23 protein-coding genes are annotated in these 22,337 nt (G+C 60.4%); 21 read left to right on the forward strand and 2 right to left on the reverse strand.

Features of this window, described 5'->3' with window-relative positions; all coding sequences use genetic code 11:
- The first annotated feature begins 9 nt into the window (after positions 1–9).
- From modB to ACTQ1Z_RS06750, 15 genes are all read left to right on the forward strand, one after another.
- Complete coding sequence (modB, locus tag ACTQ1Z_RS06680; protein ID WP_320680334.1) at positions 10–684, forward strand: molybdate ABC transporter permease subunit; 675 nt, start codon at positions 10–12, stop codon at positions 682–684.
- Positions 681–1,808, forward strand: coding sequence for a sulfate/molybdate ABC transporter ATP-binding protein (locus tag ACTQ1Z_RS06685; protein WP_441859746.1), 1,128 nt, complete (start codon positions 681–683; stop codon positions 1,806–1,808). Before modB ends, ACTQ1Z_RS06685 begins: the two co-directional genes overlap by 4 nt.
- Before the next feature lie 5 nt (positions 1,809–1,813).
- On the forward strand, positions 1,814–2,764 hold the full coding sequence (gene moaA / locus ACTQ1Z_RS06690; protein ID WP_441859748.1) for a GTP 3',8-cyclase MoaA: 951 nt from the start codon (positions 1,814–1,816) through the stop codon (positions 2,762–2,764).
- A 1-nt stretch (position 2,765) separates the two neighbouring features.
- The gene (moaC, locus tag ACTQ1Z_RS06695; RefSeq protein ID WP_441859750.1) at positions 2,766–3,275 is read left to right on the forward strand and encodes a cyclic pyranopterin monophosphate synthase MoaC; all 510 of its coding nucleotides are present in this window, start codon (positions 2,766–2,768) and stop codon (positions 3,273–3,275) included.
- Position 3,276: 1 nt separating this feature from the next.
- Entirely contained in the window at positions 3,277–3,750 is a 474-nt protein-coding gene (locus tag ACTQ1Z_RS06700; protein WP_320680340.1) for an MOSC domain-containing protein, read from the forward strand.
- Positions 3,750–4,784 carry a molybdopterin-binding protein gene (locus ACTQ1Z_RS06705; protein WP_320680341.1) on the forward strand — a complete coding sequence of 345 codons (1,035 nt, stop codon included), beginning with the start codon at positions 3,750–3,752 and terminating at the stop codon, positions 4,782–4,784. The genes ACTQ1Z_RS06700 and ACTQ1Z_RS06705 overlap by 1 nt, the downstream gene beginning before the upstream one ends.
- A 22-nt stretch (positions 4,785–4,806) precedes the next feature.
- Entirely contained in the window at positions 4,807–6,003 is a 1,197-nt protein-coding gene (locus ACTQ1Z_RS06710; protein ID WP_441859753.1) for an HAD hydrolase-like protein, read from the forward strand.
- 147 nt (positions 6,004–6,150) lie between these two features.
- A complete protein-coding gene (locus ACTQ1Z_RS06715; protein ID WP_320680343.1) occupies positions 6,151–6,501 on the forward strand; it encodes a phasin family protein in 351 nt (116 codons plus the stop codon).
- A gap of 6 nt (positions 6,502–6,507) precedes the next feature.
- Positions 6,508–8,430: an ABC1 kinase family protein gene (locus tag ACTQ1Z_RS06720; protein ID WP_441859755.1), complete on the forward strand. Its 1,923-nt coding sequence runs from the start codon at positions 6,508–6,510 to the stop codon at positions 8,428–8,430.
- A gap of 295 nt (positions 8,431–8,725) precedes the next feature.
- Positions 8,726–9,466, forward strand: coding sequence for an amino acid ABC transporter ATP-binding protein (locus tag ACTQ1Z_RS06725; RefSeq protein WP_441859757.1), 741 nt, complete (start codon positions 8,726–8,728; stop codon positions 9,464–9,466).
- Between the two features lie 128 nt (positions 9,467–9,594).
- Positions 9,595–10,434 carry a transporter substrate-binding domain-containing protein gene (locus ACTQ1Z_RS06730; protein WP_441859759.1) on the forward strand — a complete coding sequence of 280 codons (840 nt, stop codon included), beginning with the start codon at positions 9,595–9,597 and terminating at the stop codon, positions 10,432–10,434.
- A 94-nt stretch (positions 10,435–10,528) separates the two neighbouring features.
- Positions 10,529–11,275, forward strand: a complete 747-nt coding sequence (locus ACTQ1Z_RS06735; protein ID WP_441859761.1) for an amino acid ABC transporter permease — start codon at positions 10,529–10,531, stop codon at positions 11,273–11,275.
- Between the two features lie 3 nt (positions 11,276–11,278).
- On the forward strand, positions 11,279–11,917 hold the full coding sequence (locus ACTQ1Z_RS06740) for an amino acid ABC transporter permease (RefSeq protein ID WP_441859763.1): 639 nt from the start codon (positions 11,279–11,281) through the stop codon (positions 11,915–11,917).
- Positions 11,918–11,927: 10 nt separating this feature from the next.
- Complete coding sequence (locus ACTQ1Z_RS06745; protein ID WP_441859765.1) at positions 11,928–12,623, forward strand: AAA family ATPase; 696 nt, start codon at positions 11,928–11,930, stop codon at positions 12,621–12,623.
- A 240-nt stretch (positions 12,624–12,863) separates the two neighbouring features.
- Positions 12,864–14,180 carry a lysylphosphatidylglycerol synthase transmembrane domain-containing protein gene (locus tag ACTQ1Z_RS06750; RefSeq protein ID WP_441859766.1) on the forward strand — a complete coding sequence of 439 codons (1,317 nt, stop codon included), beginning with the start codon at positions 12,864–12,866 and terminating at the stop codon, positions 14,178–14,180.
- A gap of 268 nt (positions 14,181–14,448) precedes the next feature.
- On the opposite strand, the gene gltX is transcribed toward ACTQ1Z_RS06750, so the two are convergent.
- The gene (gene gltX / locus ACTQ1Z_RS06755) at positions 14,449–15,939 is read right to left on the reverse strand and encodes a glutamate--tRNA ligase (protein ID WP_441859768.1); all 1,491 of its coding nucleotides are present in this window, start codon (positions 15,937–15,939) and stop codon (positions 14,449–14,451) included.
- Positions 15,940–16,043: 104 nt separating this feature from the next.
- Here gltX and rfbA point away from each other — a divergent pair, with 104 nt between their 5' ends.
- Positions 16,044–16,925 carry a glucose-1-phosphate thymidylyltransferase RfbA gene (rfbA, locus tag ACTQ1Z_RS06760; RefSeq protein ID WP_441859770.1) on the forward strand — a complete coding sequence of 294 codons (882 nt, stop codon included), beginning with the start codon at positions 16,044–16,046 and terminating at the stop codon, positions 16,923–16,925.
- Between the two features lie 285 nt (positions 16,926–17,210).
- Here the strand turns inward: rfbA and ACTQ1Z_RS06765 are convergent, their stop codons facing one another.
- Positions 17,211–18,182 carry a diacylglycerol/lipid kinase family protein gene (locus ACTQ1Z_RS06765; protein WP_441859772.1) on the reverse strand — a complete coding sequence of 324 codons (972 nt, stop codon included), beginning with the start codon at positions 18,180–18,182 and terminating at the stop codon, positions 17,211–17,213.
- Between the two features lie 100 nt (positions 18,183–18,282).
- On the opposite strand from ACTQ1Z_RS06765, the gene rnd reads away from it, so the two are divergent.
- The 5 genes from rnd to ACTQ1Z_RS06790 all read left to right on the forward strand — a co-directional run bounded on the left by rnd (position 18,283) and on the right by ACTQ1Z_RS06790 (position 22,283).
- The gene (gene rnd / locus ACTQ1Z_RS06770; RefSeq protein ID WP_441859774.1) at positions 18,283–19,416 is read left to right on the forward strand and encodes a ribonuclease D; all 1,134 of its coding nucleotides are present in this window, start codon (positions 18,283–18,285) and stop codon (positions 19,414–19,416) included.
- A gap of 105 nt (positions 19,417–19,521) precedes the next feature.
- Positions 19,522–20,226, forward strand: coding sequence for a zinc metallopeptidase (locus tag ACTQ1Z_RS06775; RefSeq protein WP_441859776.1), 705 nt, complete (start codon positions 19,522–19,524; stop codon positions 20,224–20,226).
- Positions 20,227–21,618: an exodeoxyribonuclease VII large subunit gene (gene xseA, locus ACTQ1Z_RS06780; protein ID WP_320680363.1), complete on the forward strand. Its 1,392-nt coding sequence runs from the start codon at positions 20,227–20,229 to the stop codon at positions 21,616–21,618.
- A gap of 42 nt (positions 21,619–21,660) precedes the next feature.
- Positions 21,661–21,921, forward strand: a complete 261-nt coding sequence (xseB, locus tag ACTQ1Z_RS06785) for an exodeoxyribonuclease VII small subunit (protein WP_320680364.1) — start codon at positions 21,661–21,663, stop codon at positions 21,919–21,921.
- Between the two features lie 8 nt (positions 21,922–21,929).
- Entirely contained in the window at positions 21,930–22,283 is a 354-nt protein-coding gene (locus ACTQ1Z_RS06790) for a histidine triad nucleotide-binding protein (RefSeq protein ID WP_441859779.1), read from the forward strand.
- Positions 22,284–22,337: the final 54 nt, after the last annotated feature.

Below are 22,337 nucleotides of genomic sequence, written 5' to 3' on the forward strand. Positions count from 1 at the left end.
ATCTGAGCCATGGATTGGTACCCGCTTATAAACTCGCTGCGCATCGCTGCCGTCTCGACGGTGGCCGTGTTCTTCCTGGGTCTCGGTGCGGCGTGCGTGATCGCGAAGCTTCCCAGAACGGTAAGGGCCCTGCTCGATGTGGTGCTCACGCTTCCACTCGTCTTGCCGCCGACCGTCGTCGGGTACCTGCTCCTGCTCGTTCTCGGACCCAGGCGTCCCGTCGGCGCCTGGGTGCTCGAGGTCTTTGGGGTTCGTCTCACCATGACGTGGTACAGCGCGATCTTCGCGTGCGTCGTCGTTGCCTTTCCCCTTATGTATCGAACGGCTCGCGGCGCCTTCGAGGCCTATGACAAGACCTTGACGCACGCCGCGCTCACCCTCGGCAAGAGCCGCACGTGGGCGTTCTGGCGGGTCCAGGTTCCCGGCTGCGCCCAGGGCATTCTCGCGGGGGCGGTCCTCGCGTTCGCGCGTGCCCTCGGCGAGTACGGGGCCACGGCCATGGTTGCGGGATACACGCCCGGCCAGACCGCAACGGTCTCCACGACCGTCTATCAGCTGTGGCGCACGGGTGATGACGCGCTTGCGTTTCGATGGGTGCTCGTCAACATCGCCATATCGGCCGTTGTCCTTCTCGCTATGAACTGGCTTGAGGGTAGGGCCCGTACGCAGGGGAGGCGGGCATGAGCCTTTTCGTTGACATCACAAAACGCCTTGGCGACTTCGTCCTCGACGTGTCCTTCAGCGCGGATGACCCGAGCGAGACGCTTGCGATTCTCGGTGCGTCCGGCTGCGGCAAGAGCGTGACGCTCAAGTGTATCGCCGGTATCGAGCGCCCTGACAAGGGCCGTATCGTTTTGAACGGTCGCGCGCTGTTTGACTCGGAAGCGCGCGTTGACGTGCCGGTGCAGGATAGGCGCGTGGGCTATCTCTTTCAGAACTACGCGCTGTTCCCGACGATGACGGTCCTCGACAATGTCATGGCGGGCGCGCGAGGAGGATCTCGCAACGAGCGCCGCGAGAGGGCTTTGGAGCAGATTCGAGCCTTCCGCTTGGAGGGCCTCGAGGGCTTGCGTCCGGCCGAGCTGTCTGGTGGCCAGCAGCAGCGTTGCGCCCTCGCGCGCATCATGGCGAACGATCCGGAGCTCCTCCTTCTCGACGAACCCTTCAGTGCACTTGACGGTTACCTGCGCTGGCAGCTCGAGCTCGAGCTCACAGACACGCTTCGCGCGTTTCCCGGGGGCGTGGTGTTCGTCACGCACAGCCGTGACGAGGTGTATCGCATGAGCCAGCGCGTTTGCGTGTTCGACCATGGCAAGAGCGGTCGCACGGTGCCCACCCGCGAGCTGTTCGATACCCCCGCGACTCTGGCGGAGGCCCTCATCAGCGGTTGCAAGAACGTGAGTGCGGCGTCGCCGGTGGGAGAGACTTCCCTTGCCTGCGCAGACTGGGGCGTTACGCTTGATTGCGCACGTCCGGTCGGGGGCTGCGACCACGTTGGCCTCCGCGCGCACTTCCTAAGGGTCGTCGAGGCTGATGGTCGAGCTGTGGATACCCTTGGTGACGCGCCCACGGGGTTTGGGAGTGTGGCCGCGCCAAATCGCGGCGAGCTCGACAAGACCGTCAACCTCATCCCCTGCGAGGTGGCGCGCGTTATCGACAACGTCTTCTCGACCATCGTCATGTGCTCAACTCCTGGCGGCGGCATGCTCCGCGTCGAGCTCGAGAAGGCGGCGTGGGCTTCGCTTGAGGACCCCTCACGCGTTACGCTTGAGGTCGCCCCGTCTGACGTCATGTGCTTGGAGGCGTAGGGAACGTGCAAGACACCTTCGGAAGAACCATCAGCTACATGAGGCTATCCGTCACGGACAAGTGCAATTGCCGATGTATCTACTGCATGCCCTGCGAGGGCGTTGCCCATCACACTCATGGAGAGGTCCTCTCGTTCGAGGAAATGGCGGAGATCGTCCGGGCCGCGTCAAGGCTTGGCGTCCGCAAGGTTCGCGTAACGGGCGGAGAGCCGCTGGTGAGGCGAGGAATCGTGGACCTTGTCGCTATGCTCTCCGGCATAGAAGGCATTGACGAGGTCGACATGACGACGAACGGAACCTTGCTCGCACCCCTCGCGAACGACCTTCGCACCGCCGGGCTAACTCGCCTTAACATCTCGCTCGACACGCTTCGCCCCGACCGCTACCGGGAGATTTCACGCGTCGGCGAGCTCTCGGACGTTCTGGACGGAATACGCGCCGCAAGGCTGGCCGGGTTCCCTCCGCCAAAGATAAACTGTGTGCTCATGGGCGGAGTGAACGACGATGAGACGGCGGACTTCGTTGACATCGCACGGAGGGAGCCCGTTGAGGTTCGCTTCATCGAACTCATGCCCATGGGAGAGTGCGCCCACTGGCCGAAGGGACGCTTCGTTTCCGGCGACGTCGTCCTCGAAGCGGTGCCCGAGCTCGAACGTGTTGGCGAGGGTGGCGTGGCGGAGCTCTACTCCGCACCGGGGTTTCTCGGGCGTGTCGGGCTCATTCGCGCCGTCAGCCACAGGTTCTGCTCGGGATGCGACCGGGTACGCGTCACGGCGGACGGCAGGCTGAAGCCCTGCCTTCACTCCGCCGCCGAAGCGCCTCTTCGCGGCTTGCATGGTTTGGAGCTCGAACGCGCCATCGCCCGTGGCATCGAGGCCAAGCCGGCTCATCACAACCTCGTCCCGGGGCTTCGCTCGAGCGAGACCCCGAGGGACATGTTCGAGATAGGGGGCTAGGGTGGAGGATTCCCAGACCACGTCGGCAAGCATTCGCGATGTCGAGTTCACGCACGTAAACGAGCAGGGCCGTGCCCGCATGGTCGACGTTGGCGACAAGCCTGTGACGTCTCGAGTCGCGCGCGCCGCCGCGAAGGTGCTCATGGCTCCGAGCACGCTTGAGCTCGTGAGGACCGGTGGCACACGCAAGGGCGACGTCCTTGCTGTCGCTCAGGTAGCCGGCATTATGGCCGCAAAGCGCACGTGGGAGATTGTCCCGATGTGCCACCAGATTCCGCTATCCGGCGTGGATATCAACTTCGGTCTAGAGGATGACGGGATCGCAATCGAGGCCACAGCTCGTTGCAAGGGGGAGACGGGCGTGGAGATGGAGGCGCTCACCGCGGCGTCCGTGGCCGCGCTGACTATCTATGACATGTGCAAGTCGCATCAGCGTGATATGGAGATCACGGCTGTTCGCCTTATGGAGAAGGTTGGGGGCCGTAGCGGCCATTTTGTGAGGGGAGAGTAGCGTGGGAGAGTCCGTCGTTTCGCCCGGAGCCCTTGCGGGCGAGGTCATTGCTGTTTGCACGAGCGCGGAGAAGGGTGTTCGCAAGCAGTCTGTTGATTCCATTGAGCTTGAGGTGGGCACTGGCGTCGTTGGCGACGCGCATTCTGGAGCCTGGCACCGTCAGGTGAGCCTGCTGCCGAATGAGGCCGTTGGTGAGCTGCGCCAGGTTCTGCCCAATCTCAAGGCGGGCGACTTCGCGGAGAACATCCTCACGCGTGGTCTCGACCTCAAGGCACTTCCCGTGGGTACGGTCATTTCCGCCGGAGAGGCGCTCCTTGCCGTGACGCAAATAGGCAAGAAATGCCATAACGACTGCGAGATTAAGCGCCTGGTGGGAAAGTGCGCCATGCCGAGCGAGGGCATCTTTACCGTTGTCATTCGAGGGGGAGAGGTTCGCCCTGGCGACGAGGTGCACGTCATGGAGGTGAGCCGCTAATGAGGGAACTTCCCGTTCAGCAGGCCGTGGGACACGTGCTCTGTCACGACATGACCCAGATCATCCCCGGCGAATTCAAGGGAGCTCGTTTCCGTAAGGGCCACGTCGTGGCTCCGGAGGACGTCGACGTGCTGCTCTCGATGGGCAAGCGCAGCGTCTATGTGCTCGAGCTCGAGCCGGGCATGCTCCACGAGGATGACGCCGCCATCCGCCTCTGCGAGATCATGGAGGGTGACGGTTGCGTCCGCTCGCCTGAGATCCGCGAGGGCAAAATCGAGCTGCGCGCCGCCTATGACGGGTGCTTCCGCGTGCGCAGCAGTGCGCTTGCCGCCGTTAACTCGGTGACGCAGGTCATGGTAGCCACGCGTGCCGGTAACACGGCGGTTCATGCGGGTGATAAGCTCGCGGGAATGCGCGTCATTCCGCTTGTGATCGAGGGGTCAAAGCTTGAGGAGGCCCGCCGCGCGGCTGACGCTTGCGCTGGCGAGGGGCCCGTCTGCGAGGTTCTTCCTTACAAGCTCCGCCGCGTTGGCATCGTCACCACGGGCAGCGAGGTTGCCGCGGGTCTTATCGAGGACTCCTTCACTCCCGTCGTCAAGAGCAAGCTCGCCGAGTACGGCATGGAGTGCGTTGCCCACGAGATGCCCGGTGACGATGTCGAGGATATCGTTGCCGCGATCAGGCGCGTGCGCGCGGCCGGCGTTGACCTTGTCGTCTGTACTGGCGGCATGAGCGTCGACCCGGACGACAACACCCCTGGCGCCATCCAGGAGAGCGGTGCCGAGATGGTGACCTATGGCGCGCCCGTGCTCCCGGGTGCCATGGTTTTCGTGGGATACTATGACGACGGCACCCCCGTGCTCGGTCTTCCTGGCTGCGTGATGTTCGCGCGAGCCACGATTCTCGACCTCATCATGCCTCGCATCGCGGCGGGCGTTCGCCTGACGCGTGCGGATATCGTCGCCTATGCAGAGGGCGGCCTCTGTCTCGGCTGCGAGGAGTGCCATTACCCAATCTGCCCCTTCGGCAAGTAGGCCTTGGCTAGTAGGAGTGCGCATGAGCTGCCATGACAAGGACGTCATCTCGTCTTATACCGCCACCGTCATCACCGTGAGCGATCGTGCGAGCGCTGGTGTCTATAGGGATGAGGCGGGTCCCGCCGTGGCGGCCCTTCTTTCTGAGTCCGGTTTTGAGGTGGTACCCTCCAGCGTCGTCCCGGACGAGCGCGCGAGTATCGAGCGCGCAATTCGCGGTGCCGCCGCTTCGGGTGTCGCTCTCGTTGTCACGGCGGGTGGTACGGGCCTTTCTCCTCGTGACGTAACGCCCGATGTTACGGCTGACGTCTGTGACCGCCTCGTGCCTGGCATCGGCGAGGCAATGCGCGCCGCTTCCGCCAAGATAACGCCCTTCGCCTGGCTCTCTCGCGCTACGGCCGGAACCCTGAGCCGCACCCTCGTCGTCAACGTTCCCGGCTCTCCCAAGGCATCCGTGGAGAACCTCGCTGCCGTGATCGAGCCTGTTAGGCATGGTCTTAAGGTCCTCCGTGCGGAGGGCCCTCTTGACTGCGCCGCCGAACGCCTCGCGTCGGGCGTTCGCCGTCTGGCCGAGAAGCCCATCGTGCTCTTTGATTTTGATGGCACCCTTGCGGACACGAAGCCCTGCATCGTGAGAACGGCAACTCAGGTGCTTCGCGAATGGGGCCTGACCGATGAGGAGATCGGCGACGCCGGAAGGCTCGTCGGCCCTCCCTTTCCGCTTGCCTACTCGCTCGTCTATGGCCTCTCCGAGGAAGACGCCGCCGAGGTCACTCGTCGCTATCGCGAGATCTACGCGGGCCTCGGTCCCGAGAGAAACCCGTTGTTCGACGGCGTTCGCGAGCTGCTCACAGAGCTCAAGGCTCGAGGCAAGAGACTCGCCATCGTGTCTTCTAAGATGGAACGCTTCGTCCGCATGGCCCTTCAGCAGACTGGCATCGAGGAGCTCTTCGAGGAGGTCGTCACCCAGACGGGGGTTAAGGACCCCGGAAAGGCCGGCCTTATCGCTGAGGCCTTGCGCCGCCTCGACGCTGAGCCCGAGGATGCCGTCATGCTCGGAGACAGGCACTATGACATCGAGGGCGCCGTCGCGACGGGCGTCGACTCTATCGGCGTCTACCTTGGCGACACCGCTCCCGCGGGAGAGCTGGAAAACGCCGGTGCTACGGCTATCGCTATGAGCGTCTCTCAGATGGGCCGCTATCTCCTGGGCGAGTAGCCAGCCTGGGATGGCGCGGCGGTCGCTATCTGCCACTGCCGTGATGCCATCTGTCTCCGTTTGCGGATACGACCGATACCGTCTGGCCTCGCTTGGGTACAAGCGGGCTAACGACAACGCGCGCACGAGTGCGGGAGAGGGGCAATCATGGTTGATATCACTGAGGGCATTCGTAAGGCGTTTCTTGCTGGCGTGGGTGCCGTCGCCCTGGGCGCCGAGAAGACCACGGAGCTCGTGGATTCGCTCGTCAAGAAGGGCGAGCTTACGGTTGAACAGGGCAAGGACCTCAACCGAGAGCTCACCCAGAAGGCTAAGGAGACCGTGGATGGCGCCCAGGATTCCGTTCTTCGCGCCCGCCTGTCCACGATGACCCCTGAGGAGCGCGCGGCTTTCATCGACCGCGCCAAGGAGCTTGCGAGCGACCTTGACGCCAAGGCCTCTGCGGCAACCAAGGTTCCCGTTGAGGCGGACTCTGTCGAAGACGCCGCAAAGGAGTAGCGAGGCTTGAACGAAGACCTCGAAAAGAACGAGAGAGCCGCCGCCCCTGACGCTTCCGGCCAGGGGGCGGCTTCTCATGGCTCGACGTCGCCCTCGATGACGCAAAGGCCGGCTTCTTTTGACTGCGCTCGCGATTCAGGCTCTCCCGACGAGATGAGGAGCCCAGAAGACGCGTTGCGTCCCGATGCGACTCCGGCTGAGGCTGAGGACGCAATGTGGGAGGCCGCGCTCGCCGGCGTCGAAGGCGAGCTTGACGACGACTCTGATTCCGTGACGATCGGCCTTCTTCGAGGTGCTCGCAGAAATGATGCGAGCCGCTATGGGGTCTCGCGGAAGCGCCGGCATGCGCGTCTGCTCCAGATATTTGCGATTGTCCGCAAGTACGATGTTCTCGGCGGCATCACGCCCGTCAAGTTCCGCCGGATGCTCGAGGAGCTTGGTCCTACCTTCGTTAAGGCGGGGCAGATCCTGTCCATGCGCTCGGAGATTCTCCCGGAGCAGTTCTGCGAGGAGCTTACGCGCCTTAGGAGCGATGTCGAGCCAATGCCGTACGAGACCGTTCTCGCCGTGCTCGAAAGCGAATATGGCGGGGACCTCGGCGAGATATTTGATGCTATTGGCGAGCGGCCTTTGGGCTCCGCCTCGGTGGCACAGGTCCATCGTGCACGCCTCTCCTCGGGCGAAGACGTTGCGATCAAGGTGCAGCGCCCCCACGTTCAGGAGGTCATGGCACAGGATATCGACATCATGCGCTCTCTCGTACGTCACCTGATGCCCTTCTTCAAGGGCGAGCAGTTCCTCGACCTCACAAGCGTCGTCGAAGAGCTGTGGGATACCTTCCGGGAGGAGACGGACTTCCTCGTCGAGGCACGCAACCTCGAGGAGTTCAGGCGTAATAACGAGGGCTGCAAGTTCGTGACTTGCCCCAAGCCCTATATGGACCTCTGCACGAAGCACATCGTTGTGATGGAGTACATCGACGGCATCACCATCTCGACTCCCGCCAAGCTCGTCGAGGCCGGCTACGATCTCACCGAGATTGGCACCAAGCTTGTGGACAACTACGCCTCCCAGCTTCTCGATGACGGTTTTTTCCACGCCGATCCGCATCCGGGTAACATCGAGGTCCTTGGTGGGCAGATAGTCTTTCTTGACCTCGGCATTACGGGCCGCCTATCCCCAAGCCTTCGACGCATCATGCGTGACATGATCTTCTCGGTGGCGGAGCGGGACACGCCAAAGCTCAAGAGTGCTCTGCTCAGGCTCTCCTCGACGAGTCCCGAGGACGTGGATCATGGCGAGCTCCTCACTGACCTCGACGAGGTTGTCGATGAGTTTGGCACGGTCAACCTATCCGAGCTCGATCTCGGCAGCTTCCTTGGACGCATCATCGCGCTCGCGCGGAGGAATGGCATCGAACTGCCGGGTCAGATCACGAGCATGGCGCGCGGCCTCGTGACGCTTGAGGGCGTTCTTGACGAGTTTCTGCCCGGCGTCAACATGATCGACATCATCTCCCAGCACATTCGAGTCCATACGGATCGCTCGGCAAAGATCAAGCGTGACGTGGGAGAGCTCGCCATACGTAGCAAAGCCGCGACCAAGGGTCTTCTAGGCGCCGCGGCTCAGGCGGAGCTTGCCATGAGCATGCTCACGCGAGGCCAACTCAAGATCAACATGGATTTCGTCGGTTCTGAGGACCCCATCGACGACCTCTCCCATATCGCGGACCGCCTAACCCTTGGCGTACTGTGCGTTGGCTTCCTCATCGCCGCCAGTGCGATCGTCATGAGCACAGAGCCTGGCGGCGCAAGATTCATGGTCTTTGACGTTCCCGGCTTCGCCTTCGTGTGCTATCTGATTGCCTTCGTCATCGCGTTCTTTGTCTTCCGTGACATTTGGGCTCGCCACAGGAGGAAGCATCGCTAACGTCATCCGGGCTCGCCACAGGAGGAGGCGACGTTAGCGTCATTCGAGCTCGCCACAGGAGGAGGCGCCGCTAACGTCATCGCCATTCGTGTTCTCTGCAGGAGGGGCGACACTAGCTTGTCGGGCGGTGTGGTCGATACGATTTTTCGCATAAACGCGTGTAGATTTGGCTCCTACTTGATAACACCTGCGTAATGGCGTGTTTCGGCTTCATGACAATCGGGTATAAAAAAGACTTGAACACGATTCGGTGCCGTAGAGTCTTCAGACAAGACAATCCGAGAAAAGGAATCCCATGGCTGACGCCAAGAACATGATTGAGATTCGTGGTCTCAATAAGTATTTCGGAGACGTCCACATCCTCAAGGATATTAACCTCACCGTCAAGGCTGGCGAGAAGCTCGTTATCATCGGGCCCTCTGGTTCCGGCAAGTCTACGCTCATCCGTTGCGTGAATTACCTTGAGGAGCCCACCACCGGCACTATCACGATTGATGGTACTGAGCTTACGCGCAAGAACCACCTTGAGATGGCGCGCAAGTACTCGTCGATGGTGTTCCAGCAGTTCAACCTGTATCCCAACATGACGGTTCTCGGCAACCTCACACTTGCGCCCATCAAGCTCCAGAAGAAGAGCAAGGAAGAGGCCACCGAGGCTGCCATGGCTGCCCTCAGGCGTGTTGGCCTAGAGGCGAAGGCGGGGGAGTACCCGCAGAATCTCTCTGGTGGTCAGCAGCAGCGCGTTGCAATCGCGCGCGCCCTTTGCACCAAGCAGCCGATCATCCTGTTCGATGAGCCGACGAGCGCGCTCGATCCTGAGATGGTCCAGGAGGTCCTCAACGTCATGGTCGAGCTCGCCCAGGAGAACATCACGATGATGTGCGTCACTCACGAGATGGGCTTTGCTCGTGAGGTTGCCGATCGCGTCATCTTCGTTGAGGACGGAAGGATCATCGAGGAGGGCACGCCCGAGCACTTCTTCGAGAATCCCCAGAATGAGCGCACGAAGCTCTTCCTTTCCAAGATTCTGCGCTAACTCAGGGTCTGCTCTTCTTTCGTCCGAAGACCATTTTGCAAGTGAATTTGCCCGTGTGAACGGGCTGGCAAGCGGTGGTCGCGCCGATTTTGAAGTAGATGACTACCTGCAACTGAAAGGGGTATCCCATGAAGAACATCTCTCGCCGTCAGTTCGTCGTAACCCTCGGTGCCTCCGCCGCCATCGCCGGCCTTGGCCTTGTTGGCTGCGGTGGTAGCTCCTCCAGCTCGTCTGACTCCAAGCTTCAGACCATCAAGGATCGCGGCAAGCTGAAGTGCGGCGTCAAGAAGGACGTCGTGGGTTACGGCCTGCTTGATACCGCCACTGGCAAGTACGAGGGCCTTGAGATTGACCTGTGTTATATGGTTGCCACCAAGGTTTTTGACGTCTCTTATGAGGAGGCCAAGGACCAGGATCTCTGCGAGTTCACCGATGTCACCCCGAAGACCCGTGGCCCGCTTATCGACAACGACACCCTCGACATGATTTGCGCCACCTACACCATTACGAACAAGCGCAAGGAGGACTGGGACTTCACCGATCCCTATCGCACGGACCACGTCGGCATCCTCATCAAGAAGGGCTCCATGTCCACCATGGCCGACCTTGATGGCAAGCACATCGGCGTCTCCCAGGGCTCGACCACCAAGGACCTCGTCCTTCAGATGCTTCAGGACAACAACTTTGCCGCCACGCCCGTCTTTGACGAGTACCCGGATTACCCCTCCATCAACTCCGCCCTTGACGCCGGCCAGATTGACGCCTTCGCGATGGATCGTTCCACGCTGAAGACCTACACGACCGATGACAAGGAGCTTCTGCAGCCTGAGATCGAGTTCGGCGCCCAGGATTACGGTATCGCCACCAAGAAGGGCTGCGACTTCTCCGAGGTCACCGAAGAAGTCGTCAAGGAGGTTACTTCCAACGGCTGGATTGACGAGGAAGTCTCCGCTTGGGGCCTGCTCTAGGATTGCTTCGCCCGGCTCCTTATGGGGCCGGGCTTCCGTGCCGCCTGGACTTTAGCCTGGGCGGCACGATGTATGTTTTGACGAAGGGATAGAGATGCTAGACGGACTCCTCGATGTGAAGCGATGGGAGCTTACCCTCGCCAGCATGGGCGATCTCTGGTCGGGATTCGGGCTTACGCTCAAGGTCGTGTTTGCTGGCCTGATGCTTTCGATCGTTCTCGGCACGATTCTCGGCGTGTTCTCCACGACGCGCTCTAACGTTCTCAGGGCCATCAGCCGTGTCTACGTCGAGTTTTACCAGAACACGCCTCTGCCGGTGCAGGTCTTCTTCATGTACATGGCGGGGCCCAAGATTCTGCAGGTCATCCTTCATACGGATAGCCCGGTTCGTACCTCCGCCTTCGCGCTTGGAGCCATCGGCGTCGGACTGTATCATGCGGCCTACATCTCCGAGGTCATTCGTACGGGCATCGAGAGCGTTCCTCGCGGTCAGATGGAGGCGGCCCTGTCACAGGGTTTCTCTCGTATTCAGGCCTATGGGTACATCATTCTGCCCCAGACCTTCGAGGTGATCCTCCCTCCGCTGTGCAACCAGGCTCTCAACCTCGTTAAGAACAGCTCCGTGCTCGCCCTCATCGCTGGCGGCGATCTGATGTACAACGCGGATGGCTTTGTCTCCACGTATGGCTATCTGCAGGGCTACATCATGGCTTGCGTTCTGTACTTCATCATCTGCTTCCCCCTGGCGCTTCTCGTCCAGTGGCTCGAGGCTCGTTCCAAGAGGCGCCCGCGCGCAAAGGTGATTCCTGGCGTTACGCCCGAGACCGCGAAGGAGGCGTAGGTCATGGAGGTATTTAGCTCAGCAAACGTCATGTTCATGCTCGGTGGTTTTGTCAAGACGCTCGAGATTTCCGCTCTCTCAATCTTCTTCTCGCTTATACTCGGCACGGTTCTTGCGCTTGTGAAGGCATACGCTGCCAAACCGTTCTCACTTCTCGTCAGCGCCTATATCGAGCTCTTCCGCTGCACGCCTAACCTTCTCTGGATTCTCTTCATTTACTTCACGGTCAAGGGTAGCGACGTCTTCATTTCCACTCTTGCGTTTACGATCTTTACCTCGGCCGTAATGGCGGAGATCGTCCGCGGAGGTCTCAACTCCATTCCTCAGAGCCAGTTCGAGGCTGCCCAGAGCCAGGGCTTTGGGTTCTTCGCGACCATGCGCCTCATCATCCTGCCTCAGACGTTCAAGATGATCATCCCCGCTCTGTTCAGCCAGTGCACGACGGTCATCAAGGACAGTTCCTATCTTGCCGGCATTAACGTCGCCGAGTTCATGTATACCTCTAAGGTAGTTATGGCAAAGACCCAGAGCCTTAATGAGGTCCTCCTTGTCTATGGCTTTGTGTTCCTGCTGTACTTCGCCCTGAACTTCGGCATCTCCCTGTTCGTTCGTGCCTACCAGCGTCGCCAGGTCGCGGCCTAAAGGAGCAACCATGACCGAGAACTTCTCTGAGGTAAGCCCTGATATCTCCACCTATCCCGTAGTCATCGCCATTGCGCGCGACTTTGGTGCGGAGGGCCACGAGATTGGCAAGATGCTGTCAGTCGAACTTGGCATACCTCTGTATGACAACGAGGTTCTCGTGCGCGCTGCCATGCGTGCCGGAGTGACGACGGATCAGATCGCCGCCTATGACGAGAGCCTTGCGGCAGAGGTTGCTGCCTTCCTTCCCGATCGCGTTGACGCGCGATCCGTTGCGGATAAGCTCTTCAAGCAGATGGAGGGCGTTATTCGTGACCTCGGGTCGAGCGAGAGCTGCATTATCGAAGGCCGTCTGTCTGACTACATCCTTCGCGATAATCCCAATCTCATTACCGTGCTCGTAACCGCCCCGCTTGAGGCTCGTATCGAGATCGTCCGTTCGAAGCGCGACATCTCTGAGAAGAAGGCTCGCAAGCTGGTTAAGCGCATGCAGCGCGCCCGCGAGATGTTCTACAAGCGCTATTCTGCTAGCAAGTGGACGCTTCATGCCGGCAAGGACGTCGTCGTTAACCGTGCACGCTTTGGTCGCCAGGGCTGCGTCGACATTCTTGCCGCAGCTTACAGGACGAAGCTTGCCGCTGTCGAGCGCGCTCGCGCGGAGCGCAGCGCCTCCGTTGCTCCCGAGGATGCGCCTGTGGCGGAGTAGGGCAGAGGTGCGTGCTCTCTTGAAGCGGGCTCCTTATGAACGCGCTTGTCTTTGTGAACGCGTGAGCTTTCATCATTCATTGAGCTAGAAGTTGACAACCGGCCAGGGCGACACCCTGGCCGGCTGTTTTCGTGCTTATGGTGTGGGTGTCGGGAAGAATTGCCGCGTGGGGTACACTAGTCAAGTAATGGCCGCACGGCGCTCGCGCTGTATGCGACATCATCCAGACTCAGGAATCGCATGGCTCAGAACCCCGAAAACAACATCAAGACGGAGCAGGCCACCCATGTGGACGGCGCTCCCAAGCACAGGCCTCATGCCCCTAAGCCCAGACTAGCCGGAGCTCCTGCTCCCATGCATAAGGGATCGGTTGCTGAGGAGCGGCCTCAGGACCCTGACAAGAAGCAGGCGGCTAAGGGCGCCCAGTTCATCGGTCTCGTCTTTGCTGCCTACGTCGCCTTCCTGTTTTTCTCGGGACAAATCGATTCGTTCGTTGAGGCCTTCCAAAACGTAGAGGCTTCGTGGCTCGTTGGCGCCATTGGCTGCATTTGCATGTACTTCATGCTTGGCTCTCTTGCCTACGCCGTTGCTGTGTATCTCGACCATGACTCTCCCGTGGGCTTCCGCGACCTCATGGCAGTGGAGGCTTCCGGCAATTTCTTCGGCAACCTCACGCCAATGCAGATGGGTGCGCTTCCCTCTCAGATTTATCAACTCACCAAGGCCGGCCTCTCTGTTGGCGCGGCTTCTGCCACGCAGTTCACGCGCTTCATCATGTTCCAGCTCGGTGTCGTCCTCTTCGCTGGCATCATGCTCTGGGCCAAGCTTGGCTTCTTCCTTGACTCCTACGGTGATATCGTCCTTCTTAACCTGCTTGTTTTTGCGGGTCATGCACTTGAGTTGATCGGCCTCTTCATTGTCTGCCTGTGCCCTAATTTTGTCAGGCGCGCGGGTTCGTCTCTGCTCCGCTGGGTCAATGGCCATGGGTGGGTCAAGAACTACGACAAGTGGAATGACATGATCAACGTGCAGGTGAATCAGTTCTCCACCGCGTTTCGTCGTTCGGCTGCCAACATTCCCGACATGGTGATCACACTTGTCATCACTATGTGCCAGCTTGGTTTTCTCTATACGATTCCCTGGTTCGTCATTCATGCTTTTGGTCTTGAGGCAGACTTCCTTACCTGTCTTGCCGCGGGCTCGATGGTTCAGCTTGTTGCCACTGCCGTACCTCTTCCTGGCGGCACCGGGGGAGCCGAGGGAGGATTCGCCCTGTTCTTCGGCCCGATGTTTGGTGGGTATGCGACTGCCGGATTTCTTGTCTGGCGTGTAGTCACGTTCTTCTTCCCGACATTCGCCGCGCTTCCGCTCCTGGGCCTTAAGAGCACGAGCACGGAAAGCATCTATCACCGCGTCCAGCGCTGGTCTGGTCGCGGTGGGAAGAGGAAGGTGCGTTTGGCGCGCGGTGCCGTGAGCTACAATCCGTCTAATCCTCCACGTAAGACGACCAAGTTTGTTGTTAAGGGCTCATCTCGCAAGTCTGGAGCCAATAAATAGGCTGTTCACAGACAGTGGCTTAGGCCGAGCCCTTCCTGCACGCAGTAATATTGAGTAGCCAATGCCCCGAGCCGCGTCTTCGCGGTTCGGGGCTTTCTTGTTTCGCGATTTCCTTCGGAGCTTTCTTGTGTCTAGACGCTTTGCGGAATTCCCTCAGCGCATAAAAATGGCCCCGCCGGCGCAGTTGCGTCGACGGGGCCTGGTGACACGATGAATCAAGTGCGGGCTTTACATGGCAGTTCGGCTCCGGCCTGTTTAAACGTCCGGGCTAGAGTGCCATGCCCTTTGCGCGCTCGAGACGGGCGAGGGCATCAGCCTTGCCGACGAGCTCAATCACGACGCCGAGCGGAGGGCTCACGAGGTTGCCGCAGATGGCGGCTCGAATCGCCTGGAAGACGATGCGCTTCTTGGCGTCAAGCTGGTCAGGGAGCTGTTCCAGCGCCGCGTCGACAGCCTCGGCGTTCCAGGAATCGGAAGAGACGCCCTCGAGAGCCTTGATGGCAGCGTCGAGGATGGCCGCCATGCCCTCCTTGGCGAGACCCTTAGAGACGGCCTTCTCCTCGTAGGGGAGAGTCTCTGCCGTGTCAAACACCATGGAGCAGATACCAGCGACGTCACCAAGGTGCTTGGTGCGTGGGCGGACGACGGAGGCGAGGGTGGCGAACCACTCGGGCGTGCGATCGTTGGCGTCCTTGATGAGGCCGGCCTCGAGAAGCTCGGGAATCATGATCTTCTCGGCGAACTCATCATCGCTCATTGCGGCGAGGTACTCGGCGTTGATCCAGTCAAGCTTCGCCGGGTCAAACGTGGCGGGGTTCTTCGAGACGCGGTCGAGGGAGAATGTGCTTGCGAGCACGTTGCGCGGGACGATGGTCGTCTCGCCGTCCGGAGACCAACCGAGAAGTGCGAGATAGTTGACGAAGGCGTCCGGCAGGTAGCCGGCATCGCGGAACTCCTCGACGCTCGTGGCACCGTGGCGCTTGGAGAGCTTCTTGCCATCCGCGCCAAGGATCATGGAAATGTGCGCGAAGACGGGAACGGGAGCCCCGAGGGCCTCGTAGACCATGACCTGGCGCGGGGTGTTGGAGAGGTGGTCATCGCCGCGGATGACGTGGGTGATGCCCATGGCGGCGTCGTCGACGACGGTGGCGAAGTTGTAGGTAGGCGTTCCGTCGGAGCGGAAGATGACGAAGTCGTCAAGCTCCTTGGCATCGAACGTCACGTCGCCGTGGACGGCATCGTGGATGACGACGTCGCCGCGGTCCTCCGGGACCTTGATTCGAAGGACGTAGGGTTCGCCAGCCTCGATGCGGGCCTTCGCCTCGGCCGGATCGAGGTTGCGGCAGCGGCGCTGATAGCCCTGGAAGGGGTCCTTGCGCTCCTGGGCGGCCTTCCTGTCCTCGGCGAGCTGCTCGGTGGTGCAGAAGCAGGGGTAGGCACGGCCCTCGTCCCAGAGCTTCTGAGCGGCGGCCTTGTACATCTCTAGGCGCTCCGTCTGAGCGTAGGGACCAAAATCTCCGCCTACCTCGGGGCCCTCGTCCCAATCGAGACCCATCCAACGCATGGCGCGGAGAATCACCTGGGTGTTCTCGTCAGTCGAGCGCGTCGGGTCGGTGTCATCGATGCGAAGGATGAAGGTGCCGTTGTTCGCACGCGCGAAGGCCCAGTTGAAAATGGCCGTCCGCGCGCCGCCGACATGGAGCTTGCCGGTGGGCGAGGGGGCGAATCGAACGCGTACTGGCGTGGTGCTGTCGGACATGAGGATAGTCCTCTCGTTATTTGTTCACATACGTCAGACAGTATAACGCGTGGCCTGGCGGTATACTCTCCCTGAACATGTATGCGACTCAAGGAGGCATAACTGTGAAGGGTATTGTCCTTGCTGGTGGCTTCGGAACGCACCTGTATCCCATGACGTTCTCGGGTTCCAAGCACCTTCTGCCCATCTATGACAAGCCGCTCGTCTATTACTCCCTGGCCACGCTCATGAAGGCGGATATTCGCGATGTCCTGTTCATCGTGAACCCTCAGGATATGGCTTCCTACCAGGCCCACTTCGGCGATGGCTCGCAGCTCGGTATGAACATCAGCTACAAGGCCCAGTTCAGTCGCGATGGCATCGCTCAGGCATTCCTCATCGGCGAGGACTTCATCGGTGACGACCGCGTCGCCCTCATTCTCGCGGATAGCATCTTCTATGGCTCGGGATTTGACCTGAACCTTCGCGAGGCGCTCGATCGAGACAAGGGTGCCACGGTCTTTGGCTATCAGGTGAATGACCCCGAGCGCTTTGCCGTCATTGACTTTGGCGAGGACAAGAAGGTCACTTATATCGAGGAGAAGCCGGAAGAGGCGCGCACCAAGTACGTCGCCACTGGTCTTTACGTCTACGATAACAAGGTCGTCGAGTACGCCAAGAAGCTCAAGCCTTCCGCGCGCGGCGAGCTTGAGATCACGGATCTCAACCAGATGTACCTTGACCACAAGCAGCTCTATACCACCACGCTGCCCGAGGGCTTTGCCTGGTTCTGCCCCCGCACCGTTGACGAGCTCTTCCATGCGGGCGAGTTCATCCGTGTCGTCCAGCAGTCTACGGGCACGAAGATCGCCTCTATCGAGGAGATTGCGTACCGTAAGGGTTGGATCGGTCGCGCCCAGCTGCTGTCTCTGGCTTCCAAAATCGCCAAGACCGAGTACGGCAAGTATCTTGAGGGCATCGCGCTTTCCACGGAGAGCGCTAAGTAGTTCTGAGGCATCATTGACCTGACGGTTTCGCCCCGGCGTCCCCTTCAGACGTTCGACGCTTCGCGTCTCAGAATGTCTGTGCGGGGGTACCGGGGCGGAACCTTTTGTTTACGTTGTCGCCGAGTTGCTTGGCGCGTCGTAAACGCGTGCGGGGGCCTCGGGCTGCTGAGCGTCGGAGAATGTCTGCTGCGGGGCTCCGGGGGCGGGGCCTGTTGGTGACATTGTCGACCTGCTAAGCGGCGCGCGGAAAGGCGTGCGGGGGCCTCGGGCCGCGTGCAACTTGCGTTATTCGGGGAAGGCGAGCTGCGCGGCAACGGGGAATTTGGGGCTCGTGCGGCGAATCCTGGGCTGGTAGCGGGAGAGGCCGTCCACCACGAGCTCGCATGCGGCGGGAAGTGCCTCGGCGTGCCAGCTGGTGACCATGTCGGGGACGACTTCGCCATCGACCTGCATGGGGATGGGTTCGGAGGTCTTGACCTCGATACTTCTGCCCCTGAAGGTCTCGATGCGAGGCCTGTTGCCACGCTCGCCCTTCGGGTCGACGAGGCTGGCGATGAGCGGTCGAATGAGCTGTGCCGTGACGCTCACCTCAAGAACGATGACGTCGAGCAGGCCATCGTCCATGACGCATCCGGGGACCACATCGACATCTAGCTGGAGCATGGCATTGTTCGCGACGAGGCAGGCGATTCCGTCGCGCTCGTAGGTTTCTCCGTCGACGTTGATAGTGAAGTGATTGACCTTGGGTGTCGGGTCCGAGAGGGCGGCCATGAAATAGGCCACTTCGCCCATCGTCCTCTTGTTGGGCGCGGCGGCAGCCATGAGTTCGGCATCAAATCCAGTGCCGGTCATGATGGAAAAGCCGCGCTTGGTTGGGCCTCCCGCGCTCTCCCAGCTTGCTTCGCCGAGGTCAGCGCTTATGGTGTCTCCCCATCGGCAGGCGCGGGCGAGGGCGGCCGGCTCTGGAGAGTTGCCGATATTCGCGAAGAGGAGGTTTGCCGTGCCAGACGGAAACACGCAGGTGGTAACCGCGCGATTACGCAACATGTAGAGGAGGTTCGAAATCGTCCCGTCGCCGCCTGAGATGACAACCACGTCGAACGTCTCGGCATCGGCGAGGGCCTTCTCGTCAACGTTCTCGTCGTCAAGGACGCGCAGCACGCATTCGTCGCCAGGACGAACGAGTTCGCGCTCAAATGCGTAGACCGCGTCTGACCCGAAGCCAGAACGCGGATTATGAACAATGAGGCAGCGCATGGATGGTATCCTCCTGTCTGTGGGCCCAAAGGGGCCACAGCCATGGTAGCCGATTTTGCCCGGTCGTTTTACGGATGCGACGGGGCTGAGGGGTCACGTTTTGTTCATCTCCACATCGGAGGAGCTCAGGCGCTTTTGCGAGCGCGCTGCCTCCTCGAGCGTGCTTGCCGTTGACACTGAGTTTCTTCGTGAGCGCACGTATCGTCCGCGTCTTTGCCTAATTCAGCTCGCTACGTCGGCGGATGATATCGCCGCCGTTGATCCGATTGCCATCTCAGACCTTTCTCCGGTGGTAGAGCTGTTTGAGAACCCGGCTATTACCAAGGTCTTTCATGCTTGCTCCCAAGACCTTGAAGTCATCGATGGCAGCCTGGGATGTGTTCCGGCTCCTCTGTTCGACACGCAGCTTGCTGCCGCGTTTCTCGGCCAGCGCATGCAACTTGGGTACGGAGGCCTCGTTGAGGCCTACACTGGCGTTCGCCTCGCCAAGGCCGAGAGCCTAACGGACTGGTCTCGTCGTCCGCTTGATCCCGAGCAGCTTACGTATGCAGAAGATGACGTGCGCTACCTTCCGGGTATTTATGAGACGATGCTCTCCGAGCTCGTCGAGCGCGATCGTCTCTCGATGGTCCTTCCCGAGATGCAGGCTTTGCTTGACCCGTCTCATTACCGTCACGAGCCGATGGACGCGTTTCGCCACCTCAAGCGAGCTTCGTCGCTCACCCGACGTCAACTTGCCGTGGCGCGCGAGGCCTGCGCTTGGCGAGAGCGCATGGCGTCCAAGCGCGACATCCCGCGCAAATGGGTTCTTTCTGATGAGGTGATGCTCGAGATCTGCAAGCGCGGACCGGTGGATACGGAACGGCTGCGTCGTATTCGCGGGACCGAGCAGTTGTCTGAGCGCGATGCGGATGCACTGGTTCATGCCATATCGCGCGGCGCCGCATGCCAAGCGTCCGATTGTCCGAGTCTTCCCAAGCGCTCGCGCCCGTCTGCCGATCAGGAGTGCGTCATCGACCTCATGTACGCCATGGTGCGCATCATTTCCGAGAAGACCGGCGTGGCCGCGCAGCTCATCGCAACGCGCGAAGACCTCCTTGAATTCATGGCCGGGAGAGAGGATGCGTCTCTCGCCTCTGGATGGCGACGCGACATCGCGGGGGAGAAGCTCAGGGGACTCCTCTTGGGCGACTGCGGCCTGACCGTCAAGGACGGTCGAGTGGAGATTCTTTAGGCTACATAGCGAATCTAATGTTTGGGGAGCCGGGTGAGGAGTCCGGCTCCTTTTGTGTCCGGCTTTGGGTACATACTCAAAGAAATTCACTGATTGGGGGTTCGTATGTACTACGGCATGGGCTACGGGATGGGGTATGACACCTCGTATCTTGTCTTGGTTCTTGTGTCTACCCTGCTTGGCCTTGTCACGCAGTCATATATCAAGTCAACGTATAAGACGTGGTCTAAAGTCGGGCTTGACTGCGGGCTTACTGGAGCCCAGGTAGCAGAGCGTATGCTTGCTGACGAAGGCGTCTCCGGTATGAGGATTCAGTCCATCGCGGGTGAGCTAACGGATAACTTCGATCCGCGCTCGAACGTTCTCAACCTTTCGCGAGCCAACCTGAACGGCGGCTCCGTGGCGAGCGCGGCCGTTGCTTGTCACGAAGCTGGCCACGCGGTCCAGCATTCAAGGGGCTACATTCCGGTGAAGGTTCGCTCCGCTCTCGTGCCTATCGTTAACTTCACGTCCAACGTATGGATGATCGTGTTCTTCGCTGGTGCGGCCATTGGCCTTGCTGGCCTTGTACAGCTTGCCGTCATCCTCTTTGCTTTCTCGGTCATTTTTCAGATCGTGACGCTTCCGGTCGAGTTCGATGCCTCTCGTCGCGCCGTTGCCTATCTCGAGCGCAGCGGCATGAGCGAGACTGCGGTCCGCGGCGCGCGTAAGGTGCTTATCGCGGCGGCACTGACGTACGTTGCTGCCGCGCTTGTGTCCGTGCTTCAGCTTCTCTACTACCTTTCTCGTGTTCAGCGGAGGAATGACTAGATGGCCTGGGGACGCGAGGAGACGAGCGGCAGCATAGACTTCGCATCTGCTGCTCTTGGCGCTGCATCGCGAGAGCCAATCTCGGTGAGCTCCGCCGTGGGCGCTGCGAAGGCTCGTGTGGGGGAGATGGGTTCCTTCCTCGTGACCGGTGAGGTCACGGGCTTTAGGGGCCCCAACGCTCGGTCTGGCCACTGCTACTTTCAAGTCAAGGACGAGTCTGCTGCGATGGACGTCATCGTATGGCGTGGTGTCTATGCATCGAGTGGCATCGAGCTGCGTGACGGCATGCAGCTCGAGCTCCGGGGCAAGTTTGATGTCTACGTCGGTTCTGGCAGGCTTTCGTTTATTGCGAGTCGCATCTCCGTTTCTGGAGAGGGGCTTTTGAGGCAACAGGTTGCTCTTCTTCGAGAGAAGCTCAAGATCGAGGGCCTCATGGATCCGGCTCGCAAGCGGCCCATCATGCGTTTTTGCACGCGTGTTGCCGTGGTCACGAGCCTTTCCGGGTCCGTGATCGATGATGTCAAGCGGACGCTCAGGCGGCGCAACCCACTTGTCGAGATTGATGCCGTGGGGTGTCAGGTCCAGGGTCCCCGCGCTCCCGCCACCATCATCCGCGCTCTTGAGGTTGCCGCGGCTTCTGAGCCAGACGCAATCTTGCTTGTCCGAGGCGGAGGTTCTTATGAGGACCTCATGACCTTCAATGACGAAGCCCTCGCTCGTGCGGTTTCCGCTTGTCCCGTTCCCGTCATTACGGGTATTGGCCACGAGCCAGACAACTCGATCTGCGATGATGTTGCGGACCGTCGAACGTCAACGCCTACGGCTGCCGCAGAAAGCGTGGCTCCGGCTCTCGATGAGATTGTGACCTCGATTAACGGGCGTCGGGAGCGCTTGGTGCGAGCTATGGACCTTGCGCTCGCCGCCGATGAACGCTCTCTCGAGCAGGTCGATACTTCGCTTGTGCGCGGAATGGCGACGCTTCTCGATCGCGAGCGGGTCCGGCTCGATGGCCTTGCCAAACGCCGGTGCCTCACGAATCCGGAGTCCCTCATTTATGATCGTGCCGTCGCCCTCATGCAGTCTGAGCAGCGTCTGGTTGATGCTTTGCCGCGTGCCTTGGGTCGTAAGGCTAGCTCATTGGAAGACTATTCTGTTCGCCTCGACGCTGCGGCATCCCGCATGCTTCGTCCTCACGAGGCAATGGTTTCAAGCATGGCGGCGACTTTGGACGCGCTCTCGCCTTTGAAGGTCCTCGGGCGCGGATACGCCATCGCTCGCGACGAGGCCGGGCATGTCGTTACGGACGCTTCGTCTTTGGCCGTTGGAGACTCTGTTAGCGTCCGTGTCGGGGCAGGTAGCTTCGAAGCTTCCGTTACTGGAACCTGTGATTAAATTCGACATAGCTGGTGTTTGCCGGCGGAAAGGCGGTTGGATATGGCGGATAAGAATTTGGAGACTCCAGTCGAGGAACTTTCCTTCAAGGAGGCTTCGATTGAGCTTGAGCAGGTCGTGCGTTCTCTCGAGAGCGGCGATCTTGAGCTTGAGGACGCCCTTGCGCGTTATGCTCGTGGTGTCGAGCTATTGAAAAGCCTTCGCGAGCGTCTTACCAACGCTGAGCAGAAGGTTAAGGTCTTGCTCGATACCACCAGTGAGGTCGTCGCACCTGATACGACGGCAGCCATAAACGAAGATTAGGAGAAACGATGTCTGATTGCATCTTCTGCAGGATTGCCAACCATGAGATTCCCTCCAACGTTGTATTCGAGGATGACGAGGTCATTGCTTTCCGCGACCTCGACCCTCAGGCCCCGACGCATGTTCTCGTTATCCCCAAGAAGCACTATGCCAACATCTGCGATGGCGTTCCCGCCGAGACTCTCGCTGCCATGACCCATGCTATCTCTGAGGTCGTGAAGGCAGAGGGTCTCGAGGAGTCTGGCTACCGAGTTATCTCTAACGCGGGCGCGGATGCGGGCCAGACGGTCATGCACTTCCACATGCATGTACTCGGAGGCAAGAATCTCGGCATGGGCCTTCTTCCCGCGGACTCAGAGTAGCGGTGCCGCCGGGGATTTTTAATTCGTCTGCGCTCGGTGCCTCGAGTTGCCGGG

Source organism: Parolsenella sp. LCP21S3_E11 (genome assembly GCF_052118165.1).
GTDB lineage: Bacteria > Actinomycetota > Coriobacteriia > Coriobacteriales > Atopobiaceae > Parolsenella.

Coding starts and splice junctions, on each gene's coding strand:
- modB (WP_320680334.1), top strand. CDS start 10: ATGGATTGGTACCCGCTTATAAACTCGCTGCGCATCGCTGCCGTCTCG.
- ACTQ1Z_RS06685 (WP_441859746.1), top strand. CDS start 681: ATGAGCCTTTTCGTTGACATCACAAAACGCCTTGGCGACTTCGTCCTC.
- ACTQ1Z_RS06705 (WP_320680341.1), top strand. CDS start 3,750: ATGAGGGAACTTCCCGTTCAGCAGGCCGTGGGACACGTGCTCTGTCAC.
- ACTQ1Z_RS06710 (WP_441859753.1), top strand. CDS start 4,807: ATGAGCTGCCATGACAAGGACGTCATCTCGTCTTATACCGCCACCGTC.
- ACTQ1Z_RS06715 (WP_320680343.1), top strand. CDS start 6,151: ATGGTTGATATCACTGAGGGCATTCGTAAGGCGTTTCTTGCTGGCGTG.
- ACTQ1Z_RS06725 (WP_441859757.1), top strand. CDS start 8,726: ATGGCTGACGCCAAGAACATGATTGAGATTCGTGGTCTCAATAAGTAT.
- ACTQ1Z_RS06730 (WP_441859759.1), top strand. CDS start 9,595: ATGAAGAACATCTCTCGCCGTCAGTTCGTCGTAACCCTCGGTGCCTCC.
- ACTQ1Z_RS06735 (WP_441859761.1), top strand. CDS start 10,529: ATGCTAGACGGACTCCTCGATGTGAAGCGATGGGAGCTTACCCTCGCC.
- ACTQ1Z_RS06740 (WP_441859763.1), top strand. CDS start 11,279: ATGGAGGTATTTAGCTCAGCAAACGTCATGTTCATGCTCGGTGGTTTT.
- ACTQ1Z_RS06745 (WP_441859765.1), top strand. CDS start 11,928: ATGACCGAGAACTTCTCTGAGGTAAGCCCTGATATCTCCACCTATCCC.
- ACTQ1Z_RS06750 (WP_441859766.1), top strand. CDS start 12,864: ATGGCTCAGAACCCCGAAAACAACATCAAGACGGAGCAGGCCACCCAT.
- gltX (WP_441859768.1), bottom strand. CDS start 15,939: ATGTCCGACAGCACCACGCCAGTACGCGTTCGATTCGCCCCCTCGCCC.
- ACTQ1Z_RS06765 (WP_441859772.1), bottom strand. CDS start 18,182: ATGCGCTGCCTCATTGTTCATAATCCGCGTTCTGGCTTCGGGTCAGAC.
- ACTQ1Z_RS06775 (WP_441859776.1), top strand. CDS start 19,522: ATGTACTACGGCATGGGCTACGGGATGGGGTATGACACCTCGTATCTT.
- xseA (WP_320680363.1), top strand. CDS start 20,227: ATGGCCTGGGGACGCGAGGAGACGAGCGGCAGCATAGACTTCGCATCT.
- xseB (WP_320680364.1), top strand. CDS start 21,661: ATGGCGGATAAGAATTTGGAGACTCCAGTCGAGGAACTTTCCTTCAAG.
- ACTQ1Z_RS06790 (WP_441859779.1), top strand. CDS start 21,930: ATGTCTGATTGCATCTTCTGCAGGATTGCCAACCATGAGATTCCCTCC.